This is a genomic window from Bdellovibrio sp. HCB2-146, from assembly GCF_047345725.1.
GTDB lineage: Bacteria > Bdellovibrionota > Bdellovibrionia > Bdellovibrionales > Bdellovibrionaceae > Bdellovibrio.
Window position 1 is genome coordinate 102,842 of the sequence record NZ_JBLEQP010000003.1, and the last position, 14,704, is coordinate 117,545.

Annotated in this window: 14 protein-coding genes; 7 read left to right on the forward strand and 7 right to left on the reverse strand. The window is 45.2% G+C overall.

The window, feature by feature from the left end:
• The first annotated feature begins 13 nt into the window (after positions 1 to 13).
• A complete protein-coding gene (locus ACLWOR_RS18340) occupies positions 14 to 514 on the forward strand; it encodes a hypothetical protein (protein ID WP_413942295.1) in 501 nt (166 codons plus the stop codon).
• A 35-nt stretch (positions 515 to 549) separates the two neighbouring features.
• Here ACLWOR_RS18340 and ACLWOR_RS18345 read toward each other — a convergent pair whose 3' ends face one another.
• The 5 genes from ACLWOR_RS18345 to ACLWOR_RS18365 all read right to left on the reverse strand — a co-directional run bounded on the left by ACLWOR_RS18345 (position 550) and on the right by ACLWOR_RS18365 (position 6,034).
• Entirely contained in the window at positions 550 to 822 is a 273-nt protein-coding gene (locus tag ACLWOR_RS18345; RefSeq protein ID WP_413942296.1) for a hypothetical protein, read from the reverse strand.
• 87 nt (positions 823 to 909) lie between these two features.
• A complete protein-coding gene (locus ACLWOR_RS18350; protein WP_413942297.1) occupies positions 910 to 1,146 on the reverse strand; it encodes an AbrB/MazE/SpoVT family DNA-binding domain-containing protein in 237 nt (78 codons plus the stop codon).
• Between the two features lie 134 nt (positions 1,147 to 1,280).
• Positions 1,281 to 2,525: a hypothetical protein gene (locus ACLWOR_RS18355; RefSeq protein WP_413942298.1), complete on the reverse strand. Its 1,245-nt coding sequence runs from the start codon at positions 2,523 to 2,525 to the stop codon at positions 1,281 to 1,283.
• Between the two features lie 26 nt (positions 2,526 to 2,551).
• Positions 2,552 to 4,036 carry a DUF1552 domain-containing protein gene (locus ACLWOR_RS18360; RefSeq protein WP_413942299.1) on the reverse strand — a complete coding sequence of 495 codons (1,485 nt, stop codon included), beginning with the start codon at positions 4,034 to 4,036 and terminating at the stop codon, positions 2,552 to 2,554.
• A 9-nt stretch (positions 4,037 to 4,045) separates the two neighbouring features.
• On the reverse strand, positions 4,046 to 6,034 hold the full coding sequence (locus tag ACLWOR_RS18365; protein WP_413942301.1) for a DUF1588 domain-containing protein: 1,989 nt from the start codon (positions 6,032 to 6,034) through the stop codon (positions 4,046 to 4,048).
• 387 nt (positions 6,035 to 6,421) lie between these two features.
• Between ACLWOR_RS18365 and ACLWOR_RS18370 the strand changes: the two genes are divergently transcribed.
• The 3 genes from ACLWOR_RS18370 (at position 6,422) to ACLWOR_RS18380 (ending at position 9,180) form a co-directional block, all read left to right on the forward strand.
• On the forward strand, positions 6,422 to 7,261 hold the full coding sequence (locus tag ACLWOR_RS18370) for a glycine-rich domain-containing protein (protein ID WP_413942302.1): 840 nt from the start codon (positions 6,422 to 6,424) through the stop codon (positions 7,259 to 7,261).
• A gap of 111 nt (positions 7,262 to 7,372) precedes the next feature.
• On the forward strand, positions 7,373 to 8,131 hold the full coding sequence (locus tag ACLWOR_RS18375; RefSeq protein ID WP_413942303.1) for a DUF4423 domain-containing protein: 759 nt from the start codon (positions 7,373 to 7,375) through the stop codon (positions 8,129 to 8,131).
• The gene (locus tag ACLWOR_RS18380; RefSeq protein WP_413942304.1) at positions 8,128 to 9,180 is read left to right on the forward strand and encodes a hypothetical protein; all 1,053 of its coding nucleotides are present in this window, start codon (positions 8,128 to 8,130) and stop codon (positions 9,178 to 9,180) included. The genes ACLWOR_RS18375 and ACLWOR_RS18380 overlap by 4 nt, the downstream gene beginning before the upstream one ends.
• Positions 9,181 to 9,183: 3 nt before the next feature.
• On the opposite strand, the gene ACLWOR_RS18385 is transcribed toward ACLWOR_RS18380, so the two are convergent.
• Complete coding sequence (locus ACLWOR_RS18385; RefSeq protein ID WP_413942305.1) at positions 9,184 to 10,860, reverse strand: BspA family leucine-rich repeat surface protein; 1,677 nt, start codon at positions 10,858 to 10,860, stop codon at positions 9,184 to 9,186.
• A 422-nt stretch (positions 10,861 to 11,282) separates the two neighbouring features.
• Between ACLWOR_RS18385 and ACLWOR_RS18390 the strand changes: the two genes are divergently transcribed.
• Complete coding sequence (locus ACLWOR_RS18390; protein WP_413942306.1) at positions 11,283 to 12,458, forward strand: aspartate aminotransferase family protein; 1,176 nt, start codon at positions 11,283 to 11,285, stop codon at positions 12,456 to 12,458.
• A gap of 43 nt (positions 12,459 to 12,501) precedes the next feature.
• Here ACLWOR_RS18390 and ACLWOR_RS18395 read toward each other — a convergent pair whose 3' ends face one another.
• On the reverse strand, positions 12,502 to 13,047 hold the full coding sequence (locus ACLWOR_RS18395; protein WP_413942307.1) for a hypothetical protein: 546 nt from the start codon (positions 13,045 to 13,047) through the stop codon (positions 12,502 to 12,504).
• Between the two features lie 301 nt (positions 13,048 to 13,348).
• Between ACLWOR_RS18395 and ACLWOR_RS18400 the strand changes: the two genes are divergently transcribed.
• Together ACLWOR_RS18400 and ACLWOR_RS18405 are read left to right on the forward strand one after the other, a co-directional pair.
• Positions 13,349 to 14,008, forward strand: coding sequence for a hypothetical protein (locus tag ACLWOR_RS18400; RefSeq protein WP_413942308.1), 660 nt, complete (start codon positions 13,349 to 13,351; stop codon positions 14,006 to 14,008).
• Positions 14,009 to 14,165: 157 nt separating this feature from the next.
• Positions 14,166 to 14,585 (forward strand): hypothetical protein, encoded by a 420-nt coding sequence (locus tag ACLWOR_RS18405; RefSeq protein WP_413942310.1) that lies wholly within the window; start codon positions 14,166 to 14,168, stop codon positions 14,583 to 14,585.
• Positions 14,586 to 14,704: the final 119 nt, after the last annotated feature.

Sequence of the window (14,704 nt, forward strand, 5' to 3'; positions counted from 1 at the left end):
GAAGGAGTGTTATATGAACAAACGGGTTTTAATATTACTTGTTGCCTGCACGCTGGCCAATCCTCTCGCGGCTTATGCGCAAGAAGCGACTCCGCCGACAGAGCCTGTCGCCACAAACCCAGAATCTACTTCTGGTGACCACGCGGCTCTTAAAGAGAAATATGGTTTCACAGATGAGCAAATCCAAGCCATGAAAGATTCTAAAATCGCGGAATCTCAATTTAGTATGGTCGGAGCCCTGGCAAAAGAATCGGGAAAGCCAGTGGAAGAGATTTTGAAAATGCGCACGGAACAGAAAATGGGATGGGGCAAAATTGCCAAAGAACTGGGAGTTGAACCAAAAGTTCTAGGCCAATCTGTTTCTTCAATGCATCGTCAAGATGACCAAGAAGCAAAAAAAGAACGCAAAGAAGCACGCGAAGCAAGAAAGGAAGAGCGTAAGCAAAAACGTGACGAAAAAAAGCAGGCACGTCGCGATGAGCGAGCTCAGAAAAAAGAAAAAAAGGTCAACTAACCTAAAAAAAGCCCACTCTCGAGTGGGCTTTTTAGTTATTTCTCAAGGCAACCGCGTGGAGAAACAGCATTGGGATTATCGGTAAAATAAACCCACTTTGCGTTGTAGTTATCTGAAGTCAGGTAAACGACTTTATCAGCTCTCTTTATACTGCCCGTTTCATAAACCCAGCAATCCGCCTTACTAGAATCATCTGTCACATAAACCCATTGATCCGCGTGACGAGAATCTAAAGTTGTATGCACCCACTCCGCGCGCGCTAGGCTCGCGAAATTAAAGATCATAAAAACGAGAATGAGGGATTTCATAAAAACTCCAAAGGGACCTCACTATAGCGAGATTCCCTTCAGAAAGACACTGTCAGGATTTTGGACAGCATTTGTTTCAATTTGCCGCTAGAGGCCGGCGTCGGTGCCTTCTTCTTCCTCGGAGTTCCATTCTAGAAGAGACATTTCGGATGTTTTTGTCCAATCGACATGGACCTTATTCATGATACGAATCGACACTTCGTCACCTTCAATGGTCCAAAGAAGTGTGTCGCCTTTGGCGATTTTCAGAGCTTTACGAACTCGAGCCGGGATTGTCGTTTGGTTTTTTCTTGAGGCTTTTGAAGTGGCAGCTGTTTTACCCATAAGGTTGCTTGCTCCAATGTGCTACGTATTAAGGTCGCTCTTCTTTAAGAATAAGATCTTAAGAACGACCTGTCGAACACATTGCTGCAAAACGCAGCTCCCCAATCGCGAAGACTAGACGAAAGAATTAATTCTTACGGGCACACGCTCTTGTCGACTTCGCCGATGACGATGCGGATAAGAGGATGGCCGCCTTTAAACTGGGTCGATGATAAAACAGTCCAAGTTGTACCGTCGGTACTCACCCAGGCTTTTTGTTTGGCGTAATAGTTGTTCCATTCGTTTTGTATCACCGAATAGGTTTTTGTAACCGGATTATAAGCTGCAGGACCGGCTCCAGGCGCGTTCACCATCGTCGTTGGCGCCCAGGTGATACCATCCGTACTCGTGTACTTCTTGCCCCCAGCAAACGCAACGAACTGTGTTCCATTATATAACAATGGCGATGACCAGGTTGCATTGGCGACACTGTGAGCTTGATGAGTCGTCCAATTTTTTCCGCCATCCGTTGACCGAGCAACCAACCCAACTGTTGTTCCCAATGAAACTAATATCCCCGAAGAGCTTTCCGCAAAACTGGCTCCCCATGCAGTCTGAAAGCCAGGAACTGTTGCCCAACTCATACCACCATCAGAACTCATGGCCATTTGAATAGACTTATCGTCGCGACCCACGGCAAAAAGTTTTGTTGCCGTTTGTGACATGAGTGGAAGATTCATATCCCACTCAGAAAAACTTTTCGTACTCTTGACCCAAGTCGCTCCGTTGTCATTGGAGTAAGTCCAATCATTCCACAAAGAAAACACACGATTGCCGTTCGAGCCTAGGCCCCCCGCCCAATCACCTGTGCGAATAGTTTGCCAGTTATATCCATCAGCACTACGACGAATCGTGCCGTCATAACCCCAGCCATATTGGGTATAAAAATATCCATTCGCAAATGTAGCAACCCCGCCCATAGCTGAAACTGGCGTGTGATCACAATCAACGTTGTTTTCATAACAACGAACGGTCGCATTATCAGAACGATCGTAAATCCAGCTACGACCACCATCACACGAAAGTGTGGTGCGTGCTTGGTGACCGACCGCTAACATCGCTGACACCTTCCCGCTTGTTACCGGCGGTACAGTTGGCGAAGGCGACGGACTTGGTGAAGGTGATACTGTTGGAGACGGAGAAGGACTTGGCGAAGGTGATGGTGACGGTGAAACAGTTGGCGAAGGCGATGGCGACGGATTTGGCGTCGCACCCGATGAATTTTCTGTTGAAGGTTGTTCAATAGAAGCAACATCAAAGCCGCCGCTTGAGCAGTTTGTGAAAAAAAACAAGAAAGGCAAAAAACTCACTATGATGATGGCTTTCTTAAGACGACGCATGAAGTTTTTCCCCCTGAGAATGTTCATTAAGTGAGGATCTCAGTAATCGGTGAGTAGAATCGTGATTTCAATGGATGATCCGCTCTAAACCCGCCGTAGTAACCAAAGCCTTTTCCATCTGGAGTTGCAAAGGCATACTCAGCAGGCGGAACTCCCATCAATTGCAAGAGTGTGAGTAAGAAACAGTTGTAAGGAGTATTTAAGGCTTCCCACTTGTTATTTCCAAGAGGCATCAAAGTGTAACGGCCTGAGCGCAGGCGTCCCCCCATGCTTCCGATAAGAACCTGCTGATTATCAAGACCCATATGCGCATTGTCGCCGCCAAGATCTTGCAAGCCACCTGCGCATAACATCGCAGTGAGCATATTTTCGATATATGTCTTTCCAGTGTTCGCCTCTTGCACATCAAGTGGCGCAAGGAAACGATCGGCGATTAAGTTTGTGAAGTATCTCCACCAAACTTCGTAAGCCTGTTGTTGTTTTGCATTACCAACACCGCCATGCATAGCATCGTGCACATTTGTTCCTAAGCCACTGAGACCTGGGATCCACTGCGGATCATGACCTTCAAAAGCCATCACACCCACTTTAGTCAAACCGCACTTAAATGCTTGCGCAAGTAAATCCAAATAAAGAGCGTTGTACACCGCAGGATCAACAGGCGACCCTGGCGCATTGGGTTTTGTGCATGTCGGTGATGACGGTGGTACCGCCGCCGACAAGGATTTTTGTAAATCAGATATATAACCCATGTGTTGATCTAAACGAGCCTTATCGTCTGCTGAAATTCTGCGACTGTTTTTAAAGTCGGTATATGCACCAAAGACTCTATTTAAGATATTCGATTTAAGTTGATTGGTGTTATCAGCAGGTGTTGTCGTTCCACCGGTCAAGCCGCTGAATACTTCATTATAGAACTTTGTAAGTCCCGTCGAGTTGTATCCAGGAACAACTTGCACACTGCTCCCCACTTTTTGATAAAACAAACCACCCGCACCCAACAAATCCACGCGAATTGCTTTACGCACCGTCGCTGGAGTTGAATCCGGATACAAAGTTTTCGAAGCCTCAAGCACTGTATCAATTGTTGGATAAGCACCTTCGGAGTTTCGATCCATCGCCTGAGCTAATGGAAAATTCCCGTGTGAAGAACCAAACACAATGGAAGCATCAAGACCGCGAATGATTGAAAGCTGATCGGCATTCTTCAATGATTCATAGCGGGCGTTATTAAGCACTGTACTAAAGGCGCTTGTGGAACCTAGATTACGAAGCAAAACTTCTTTTGCTCCACTTGTTCCAATCGGTGTGACTGCTGCACTTTTTTGAGGCCACATAAGATTTAAGTTGTTGTGGTCAAACCAGAACATCATCAGTCTTCTTGGAGCTTCAGTCGATTGCGCAAAAGCCTCAACTGGCATCAAGCTTGGTAATAGAGGAAGCGCCAGCATGGTTTTTCCGGCACCAATTAAAAACTGACGGCGAGATTTTTTACAATAGTACATTGACATAACTTCCCCTTAGTTGTTCCAACGTCTGAATTCTGGTGACAGAACCAAGCTCTTAATCGCGCCCACGATTGAGCCTTGAGTGGCGTTGTTTCCGTACATTGTTTTTAAACTTTGATTCATTTGGCAGTTTGCTGTCGCATCAGCAGGCACGCGAGCTTCGAAGCGTTTTAAATGCTTCACAAAACACATCATCGCGCGATCGCTGTTTCCGAGATGCTCCACGAATTGACGAGGACCTGTCCCTGACAGCGCCGACTTACCGTTGATCTCTGAAGTGTTGTAACTAGAATCTACGGCGATTTGCCCAACTGCTGTTGAGTCCTTGTAAACCGTTTCAACCGTGCGATAACGACCGAAACTATCGAAGTTCTCAAGAGCATAACCAAGCTGATTGAATCGTCCGTGACATTGAGCGCACGAAGTTCCTGCAACCTCAGTTGTTTTTGCCGTTCTCAAACGAGTCGTGATGACTTCTTCAGTCACCACTGGCAATGACGTCGGAGCGCTTGGAGGTGGCAAACCAATATCCTGACACAGAACATGCTCGATCACGTGCAAACCACGTTTGATCGGAGATGCTGTGAAACCCGAACGTTTTGTCAGCATTGAAGCACGATTCAAGAAACCAGATCGTTCCATTGGCAGAGTATTTGTTGCGCTACTTAAACCGTAAATAGTTCCCAAGCGCGCGTCGGTTGCATTCGTATAACGCGACGTCATCACATCCAAAAAACTACCTGATTGATTGAGAACCACTTCAACGAAATAGTTATCAAGCTCAGCATTCATAACATCTGCTAAGCCAGTTGTGTTGATACCGCCGATAAATGCAGAATCGTACTGCAAGCGATCGTAAACATCATAGCCGTAAGACTCACGGAAAAAACGACGAATCATGTCTTTAGCTCCCGGGAGAGTTAAAAGACGATCAACTTGTTCACTGATAACAGTGTCATTCAAAATTTGACCACTATCCGCAAGAGCTTTTAAAGTCGCATCAGCTGGAGCTCCCGTTAAGAAGAACGCCATTTTCGTTGCAAGCTCGTGCGCCGTCAAACTGAGCACAGTCGAACCGCTCGCAATCGGAGTTCCTTTGTCATAAATTTTATAAATAAAGTCTGGCATGATCGCGATTGCAGCAACCGTCGATTTAAGCAAATCAGTTTTTGAAAGCGTGCTATCCCAGATGCGCGCGGCAACCGCATTACCCTCTGTCGTCGACAATTGACGACGGAAGGCACGGCTTCCCAACTCGCGAACAAAGGATTGATGACAAGCTTGAGTGACTGTCGCAGCACTTAAACACTGACTGGTGTTTGGATAGTTTTGCAAACCAGTCGTTGCACCTGACACCAACTCGCCTGCTCTGTAAGCGACGTTGAACAAAGCATTTGAAATAGGAGCTGTGATTAAAAGAGATTGTTCTTTTAATGTATCGCGATTTTCCGTTGCGACATCGGAAGGTAAAGCATCAATTGCTGACAAAAGAGTCGCATCGTTTTTGAGTGATGTTGAAAAACCATCGAGCAAAAGGAACAAGGCATTTTTAAACTCACGGTTCGTAAGTTTCACTAACGGTGTTTTTTGCATTTGCCCCGGAGTACAAGCAAACTCTTGGCGATTCTCTTCATTTGTTACTGGCGGAGGATTATTAACCGTTGGATTCAAAACTTGCGCAATCAACTCAATCTCTGCTTGCGTAAGACGAATCGCTCTCATCTCCATTTGGTTATTGATCGCTAAAGTGATTTGCGTTGCGGAACGTGTGCGCTTCGCTGAGGCCTCAACTGGTCCGTGACAGGAAGCACAGTTTTGGGTGTACAAAGCTTTACCGTCCAAAATCTGTTCACTGGTAGGTTCCGAGTCAGGTGTACGACTTGTTAACAAGGATGGAGAGACGCCTCCACAGTTTTGAAAAAAAAGAATAAGCGGAATCATGAGTATGCAAAGAGCACCACGTACAGAAAAGATTTTGGGTATGATATTTGTGATTCTCATCGTCTCCCCTTATCGGATCTCGCACTGCGTAATTTAAGTCTACTTCGGAACAACCCTTTTTTCTGGGCGAAAAATTTCCGGCTTTTACGAAACGCTGCACTTCCGCAGCGACGACATAAAATCCAAATAAGCTGTCGATGAATTCGCTATCACGACAAGTGTCGACTTCATCGTCAGTATCAGTCGTGTGCTGAAGCTTTCGGCGTCTCAAACTGCTGCATCAGAGCAGCGCTTTATAGCTCCAGCAGTGCGTTATAGTTAGTACCCCTATTAAATTCATTGAGAGTATCAAATTGATAACTTCTCGATGGACTGAACGACATCGATCTAAGGTGGTTTATGAATTTTCGCTTCGAAACTGCATCAAGACTGATTACCCCTCTCTTTGTGGCTGCATTCTTTCTTTACACTGCAAATGCTGAAGCAACGCTGCGGTCTTATGCACTGACTCGCCGACCGACAGTGGTCACCCTGACTTCGGGAACGAGTTGGACCGTCCCTGCTGGAGTAACAAAACTGTCTTCCGTCGAATGCTGGGGCGGCGGCGGTGGCGCTGCAGGCTCTTCTTGGGGCACAAGCTTTGGTGGCGGTGGTGGTGGCGCTTATGCGAAAAAAGTAAATCTCTCAGTCACCCCCGGTGCGAGCATCAGTTATTCGATTGGAGCTGGTGGCACTTCGCCGGCTTCAGGTCAGGGCGTTGATGGTGGCGATACATGGTTCGTCAATACCACCACGGTGCGAGCAAAAGGTGGCAAAGGTTCTGTTCAAGATAGCACAAACTGGTTAGGCGGAGCTGGTGGAGCAAGTGCCACGAGCATTGGCGACGTCGTTTTCGCTGGAGGTAATGGCGGCAATACACCTGCTGATACCTCTGGAGCTGGAGGTGGTGCATCCGGTTCCCCTGCTGGCGCTGGAGCGAATGGAACTGATACGACTGTTTCTGTTGCTGGTAACGGCGGCTCCGCAAATAAAGGCGGTGCTGGTGGAACTGGTGGAGCCAAGAGCGGAACCCCCGTCGCAGGTACTGATGGCACTTCTCACAAGTATGGTGGTGGCGGTGGCGGTGGTGGCGGTGCTCACTCCGGAACAGGAGCAGGTGCGATGGGCGGAGCTGGTGGCGTGCCCGGTGGCGGCGCTGGTTCCCACGGAGGAAACAATGGCGGCACCGCAGGCCCCGGTTCACGCAGTGGCGGCTCGGGTCAGATTGTTATCACCTACCGCAAATAGAACCAGAAAAAACTGGTAGTATTGCTTGTTTGCGGCAATTTTGCAGCATATTGGGTCACTTGCAGCGCATCTTAATTGACTCACCTCTAGGGTGCTGCAAAAAAGATCCCCATGTTGCGAAAATACCTTCTCCAAGAGTTCGAGCGTCGTACTCACGCCAATCCAAAGTATTCACTCCGAGCTTTCGCGAGAGACTTGGAAATTCACTCAGGAACACTGTCCAGTATTTTGAATGAACGCCGAGCAGTCGGAAGCAAAGTGCTGGCTCACATCATGAAGAAGCTGCCGCTTTCTGCGATGGAAAAAAAGAGGTTATTTTCCGAAATAATCACTCCACCCTCGAATGAGGCTGAAGTGGCTCCACCACTGATGCTAGATGAAGACGTTCTGAGCATCATCCAAGATTGGGAACACTACGCAATCTTAGCGTATCTGCAACTTCGTAAAGCCAAGCACGCCCCTGGCGATATCGCCAAAGCTCTGGGCCTGCAGCAGGCAAAAGTACTCCGCGCCCTTTCTAACTTAGAAAATGTGAATCTTATCGAAAGACAAGGTCACAACTTTAAGGTCACGCAGAAAAGCTTGGCGACGTCTCGTGGAATTCCAAGCCCTGCTTTGCGTGAAGCGCATCTTCAATACATTGATAAAGCCAAAAGTGCTTTGTCAGAATTCTCAGTTGAAGAACGCGATATCACGGGACGTACGATGGTGGTGTCTTCCAAAAATTTACCAAAAGCGAAAGAACTCATTCGACAATTCCGTCATGATCTTTCTGAACTTCTTGAACAAGGCGAAGCCGACGATGTGTATCGTCTGAACATTCAACTCTTCCCTCTTACTCACAAATCACCTCTGGAAAACTTAAAATGAAACTGATTTTTGCTCTCTTGATTCTTTCTTGTTTGGTAGCGCCTCAGTCTTACGCCGGTGGCGGCGGTTATGATCATGACAATGGCGGTGACATGTGCGAAAACCGCTTTACATCTGTTCGGGATGATTTGAAAACTTGGATTACTAAAGGCGGCTCAGCCGATCTTCGCCTTCCCCAAGACATCACACTTGAAAAATATAACAAAAGCATGCTTGAAAAAATTGAGACTGCAAAAGTCAGCTGCATTGATCAGCAGATTTTAGTTCGCGGTGTTGAAAAAACCTGCCGAAATTTTGCTGTAGCGGTAGATGGTTCGGTTCAAATTCAATGCAACCGCAATCAATTCATGTCGACCTCAGAGTCAGACCAATACGTTTTAGTTCATCATGAATACGCGGGCCTTGCTGGATTTGAAGTCAATACAAGCGAAGCCTCCAACTACGAGATCTCAAACCAAATCACCGGTTATCTTGAAAGTTCGATTGTTAAAAAGCTAGCCGTTAAAAAATCTGCGAGCAGCGCAAATGATCCTTTTAATCCAGCCAGCTGTATTGGACCGCAAATGTCCCTCGAAGAAGCTCGAAAATTGGGAAAACCAGCATACGGAGATACGCGAATTGCTGAGTTCAAAATTCACACACGCGTACGCCACTGCAATCACATCAGCGACTGTGATAAGTGGGAAGTTCAAAACAGCAATAACGTTAAACTTTACGATCGCAATCGCAATGGAACGTTTGCATTGATTCCTGACACCGGCCACATCAATCTCACTTTGAACGAGGAGGACGTTTCCGTCCATTTCTTAACTTTGCCTGGTGGCCCTGGTGTTTCGCGAGGCCTCTTCATTACCTGCGGTGCGATCCCAAGATTTGACGGCACTTGCACTCTGAGCACAATGACTCGAAACACGGGTCTTGAATATATCGGAGAAGCTTTTGGGGTGATCGGTGCCAGCTGTACTCGCCTCACCCTCACTCAGAAAAGATTTATTCTTTCCTCTTATGAGTGGATTGAGCAAGAACTCGTCTTAACAGCTAAATACTAATATCTATGGAAGCGGCGGTTTGTTAGCAGGATCCCAAGCGGCCGCTCCGGAATCGTAATTGATATAAGTGACAACACTGCCGACGTTCCATGAACTTAAGTCTTGATTAAATGTTATCGCCTGACTGAACATATCATCCATATTCGTCACGCTCGCCGTATTCCACGATGCAATATTTTGATTAAATAAAGTCGCACCAGCAAACATCAGACTCATATTTGTCACACTTGATGTATTCCATATACCACCAGCCTGTGTGTGAATCGGTTTATTGAAAGCCGTAGCTCCTGCAAACATGCTACTCATGTCTGTCACATTCCCCGTTTTCCAATTGGCTAACGATCCATTGAAAATCAAATTATTTCTGAACATTTCCCTTAGACTGGTCACACTGGAAGTATCCCAATCACCGATATCTTGATTGAATGCGGCTGCACCTTCAAACATTCCCATCATCGTCGTGACATTCGACGTGTCCCAACGACCACCCGTCGACGCGTTAATTGGCTGATTAAAGGCCAAAGACGTTCGGAACATCGACGACATATTGGTCACGCTCGAAGTCACCCAATTTCCGATCGGCTGATTGAACGAAGTCGTACTACTGAACATGCTATTCATATTGGTCACATTTGAAGTATTCCAACTGCCAAGAGGTTGGTTGAAGTCTCTGGCATCATAGAACATATAACTCATATCCGTGACACTGGACGTATCCCAGCTATTGATATCTTGATTGAAACTATCGGCATCGGCAAACATCGAACTAAAATCCGTCACACTTGAAACATCCCAACCACTCAGAGGCTTATTGAAGGCTGTGGCCCCTTGAAACATCGATTGCATATCAGTCACGTGAGATGTGTCCCAATGTGCAATATCGCCGTTAAATGCTTTTGCTCCCGAAAACATCGCTACTAAATTTGTGGCCACAGTCAAGTTGGGCGCATCAGGGGCAGAGATTTGGACATTCTCACAGCCAGCAAACATCATCTCCATCGTCGCCCAAACATTCGGTCCCCACTGTTTCACGTCGACGATTTTTAAACCATCACCAGCATCGTTGATCTTCATACTGGTGATCGTTCCGCGGATTTTGATGTCGTAAACTCCGGGAGTTGCGTAGGTGTGAATTTCACGGCCATCATTCACCCAACTCGCTTCATTAATGGTTGTGACAGCGGTTCCATCTCCCCAATCGATCGTAACATTTAAAGCCCACCACTGAGCGAAGGCGAGGCTCACTTGATTGTTGGCGGATGTACCCGCCTTTGTCGTGTCGAAAGTAGCAATAAATGAATTTCGCGCATTCGCATTCGCAGAAGGTCCAACAGCAGATGTCGGGGCACCCTTTGAATCTGTCGCGGAATTGGCAGCAACAGAAATATTCACGGTGCCATCGCCTGTGCAACCTGTGACGGTGACAGTTCGGGTGGCAGTTCCAGTACCTGTAACAACCGCAGAACAACCTGCTGAATCAGTGCCACCTAAGGTGATATCGGCGTCTGCTAACGTCACAGTCGAGACATCTGAGTAATGTACTGTATAGACGAAGTTTGCGGTGCTATCGCCAGAAGCAATAGCCGGTCCTGTGATTGATAACGTCGGCGTAGATGAAGCTTGAGTGCCTTTGAAGAGTTTGGTTTCTAATGTACAAGCGAGGAGATTAAGAATTCCCAAGAGAACTATGAAATGTCGTAACGAGGAACATACCAAATCTTTCATCACATTCATATCGGAGGAAGTCCTCGGTACTTAATCAAAGACTGGTTAAGGAGCATATAAAACGCTGCCCAAATGCAGCGTTTTCAGAATGCATTTTCCCCTCTGAAAAACGTGAGAATCCCTTGGTCGCTTATTGGTTTATGCCTAAATCGCGAAAATTTTTCTGATTTAAACAGAGCACCTACTTGGGAGACGATGAAATTTAAAGATGATTATTTCAGTTCACACATTCTTCATTGGATTTCCAACGAGTAAGAAAAAATATGATTTTCATCTGAAGACTTGGATCGATATGTCCCAGTCAAGCCTGTCCGTGTGCCAAGAACCAGCCATTACGCTGTTACGAAGTTAGCTAAACCTTTGTTATCGTTCCCTGCATGAAAACTATTAATATCGATAAAAAATATATTGGAAGAGATAGCGAACCAGATGAAATCGAAGTTGCCCAACAAAAGGGAAGTTATCTTTATTCTCGTCGAGGCAAAAAGTACGTCGATTTCGTTATGGGTTGGTGTGTGGGTAGTTTTGGCTGGGACAATGAGAACATAAAAAAGAAAATTCAAAATTTTAAGGGTCCTGATTATGTCTCTCCCCACCAACTCTATAAGCCCTGGGTGGAGTACGCCCGTGAATTAGAAAGTTTAGCGCCAAAAAAACTTAAGAAAAGTTTTCGTTCTACAGGCGGAACAGAATCTGTTGAAATTGCATTGCAAGCTGCAATGTCATTTACCGAGAGGCAAAAATTTATATCTTTAGAAGATGGCTACCACGGAGACTCCATCTGCACACGCAGTATTGGTTCACCGGAATACGGCAAATGGTATAAAAACCACTTCAGCGCTTACCGAATTAAACCTCCTCTTGACGAAAAATCAGCCGAGCGTGTTGCTTTACGCCTTAAGAAGCGAGATATCGCGGCTCTTATCATGGAGCCCGTGATTTGCAATCGCGGAGCTATGGTACCGAGCCAAAATTTTTTTGATATTATTCAAGAGGCCTGCAAAAAATCTGGGACAGTATTAATTATTGACGAAGTCGCTACGGGCTTTGGCCGAACTGGAAAAATGTTTGCCTGTGAGCACTTCCATCTCCAACCAGATATCCTGACTTTAGGAAAAGCCATCACCGGAGGTTTTGCTCCGATGGGTGCAGTCCTTATGAGTGACGAGCTTTCTCAGGCCATGCGATACGAGACAAGTTATTACTCAACCTATGGTTGGCATCCACGCAGTGTGGAGGCAGCTCTTGCGACACTTTCTTATTATTCCGAAAATCGGGATTTCCTTGAGACTAATACACAAGAAATGGGTCACTATATTGTCGATCAAATGTCTCAGATGGACTTCAAAGAAGAGCCCCGCTTTTCTTATCTTGGACTTGCCATCGGAGTCAGTTTCGAAGATGAAGACTACGGTGAAAAAATCGTTGATAAAGCCAAAGAAGAAGGACTTATTTTATCTGAAGGTGAACAAGGCTTTACGATGTTTCCTGCGTTGAACATCGATCTTGCCACCGTTGACGAGGGCTTGGAAATACTAAGACGGTCTCTCTAATTCGCTGGAAAAATTTGGAGCCACCTTCTTTTCAGTGTGAAAACTAACACCCACAGCTCCCTTCAAGCTTTTCATATCTATTTTGCCGCGTCCCATCTTTTGTGCTCACATCAACATCACATTTCTGCCAGATCGAAATACAACCTTCCTGGCTATCACAACCTTTGACCTCTTTTGTGAACTCATCACACATCAACACTAACTTATATCTATCATCGCCAACTGTTATCTTAAACTTTGCTTTGTTCGCACCGATTGCTTGCCGTTGGTATTTTTCAACGGTTTGCAATACCCTTAGTTTCCCTTCGATTTGAACGATATAGAAACCATTCGGATAACTCGTTTTAGCAAAGATCAAATCTCCAACCTGACAGCTACAACCGACGATATCGCCTTTATTTTTGTGGTTATTTACATCAACAACTTCAAGCTGAACTGGCTTTTCGTTATTAGATTCACGAACCGTTTTTGATACCTTAGCTACGACTGTCTCTGACTTTTCTTTTGCATTGAGACCAATTTCAGATTTTGCACTGACTGTCACACTGACTGCGTTTATCGCGATGAAAATAAGTACAATTATTTTCATATTAATCTCTCTTTTTCTAATCCTAACACTTTTCGCAAGCAACTCTTCTTCTCCATGTTCCCAACGGCCATCTTGGGTGTTTCATATTCATGCTCCGCTTATATAATAATAAGCCCTTCGTTCTAATGTGCAATCAATATCTTGTTTATACATTAGTTTGAATTGACTTGTCGGACTGCGAGGAAATATCAATCTGGATATCGAGGGATGCTGAAATAATAAGTGACTTGGCCTGCAGACAGATGACTTTTCAGCCCAAAAGCTGTAAAATTGGAAAAAACATAAATTAAAGGCAGATAAGGTGATTTTAACAACTTCCCGACTAGGAATATTCATTCTTCTCTTTGGTTTTTTTGCAGCAGCCAAGGCTGCTAATGTATTCACTGCTGACGAGCTCGGAAAAAAAGCTGGCAAAATATCTTCAAAAACAGAATTGATTTGGAACCGCACCGGATCCACTAGTTTCCGGCTATTCGAAAACAAATATTACTCGCTACTTCACCACAACTGTATTCAAATTAAAGCCGATGGTGGCGAAGAAGACGATCCAAAACTCTCCACAGCTATAGTTTTAGAGAGAACCAAAGCGTGTTTAAGTTACATCAAAGACAGTGACGTTAATTTTTTAGGAATTGAAGATTACAGCTTTCAAGGTTGGGCATCTCTAAATGAAGTCTATCAAACTGATGTGCCGTTATTCGAGCAAAAGATAAAAATAAATGGAATTGATGCTGTTTATTTTGGTGGTCTTCTCAACAGCACTATTGGTTCAGAAAAAAAGGTGGAACCTCAATACCGCTTTCAGATTTTCCTATTTTGCGACAAAAAGCCATTCCGTATTGGCGCCGTTTTACCTGCAGGAAAACCTTCGATCGAATTCGTAAATTCAAAAACATTCGAGTGGCCTGAGGACTTTAAATCCATAATCTCAAGCTTTAAGTGCAAAGATTTAAAAAAGTAGTTGTCGAGCGAATATTATTCAGTCCTTCAAAGCTTCACAGCGAGAAAATCAGGAATCTAACTCCCAAAGGAAATAAATGATTCATCGTAACATCCTATTTACGTTTTTTTTAATAAATTTAAGCATGGACGCCTCCGCTGAATGCGAGAGGCGCTCAGTGGAGTCTTTTACCGGCAAATTTAAACTAACAGAGATCGAGAAAGTTCAGACGCAATGTTTGTTTAATGAAAAAGGCCTCCCCTTGTCTGAGCAGCCTCTGTTTGTTGAGCAAAAAGGATGTATTTTAACTTGGGAACTAGTTCAAATAACCAAAGGAAAAGCTCCCGAAGAGAACAAGACAGCATCTTGGTTTTATAGCATTTATGACTCTGGCTCAAAGTGCAAAACTAAGATCGGTACGCTTGTTACTCAAAAGATTGAGTCTACAGACACGGAATGCTGCGGAGAGTTTGAAAGATCTTTGCATTCAAAAGCTCAAAATTGTTATCTACAACCAAAGATACATTTGGTCGCACAACCAACCGAAAAATATATCCGTTGTAGCTCTAAAGGTGGCAGCTGGAAAGTCGTTAACTAATTGGGATGATCTACTGATTGCTGGTGTTCGCATTGATTTCAGACTCGATTCACTTAATATTATCCCAGGTAAAACCGCGGTTATCGAGCCTTCGCCTTCACCTAACTAACACCCGCAAC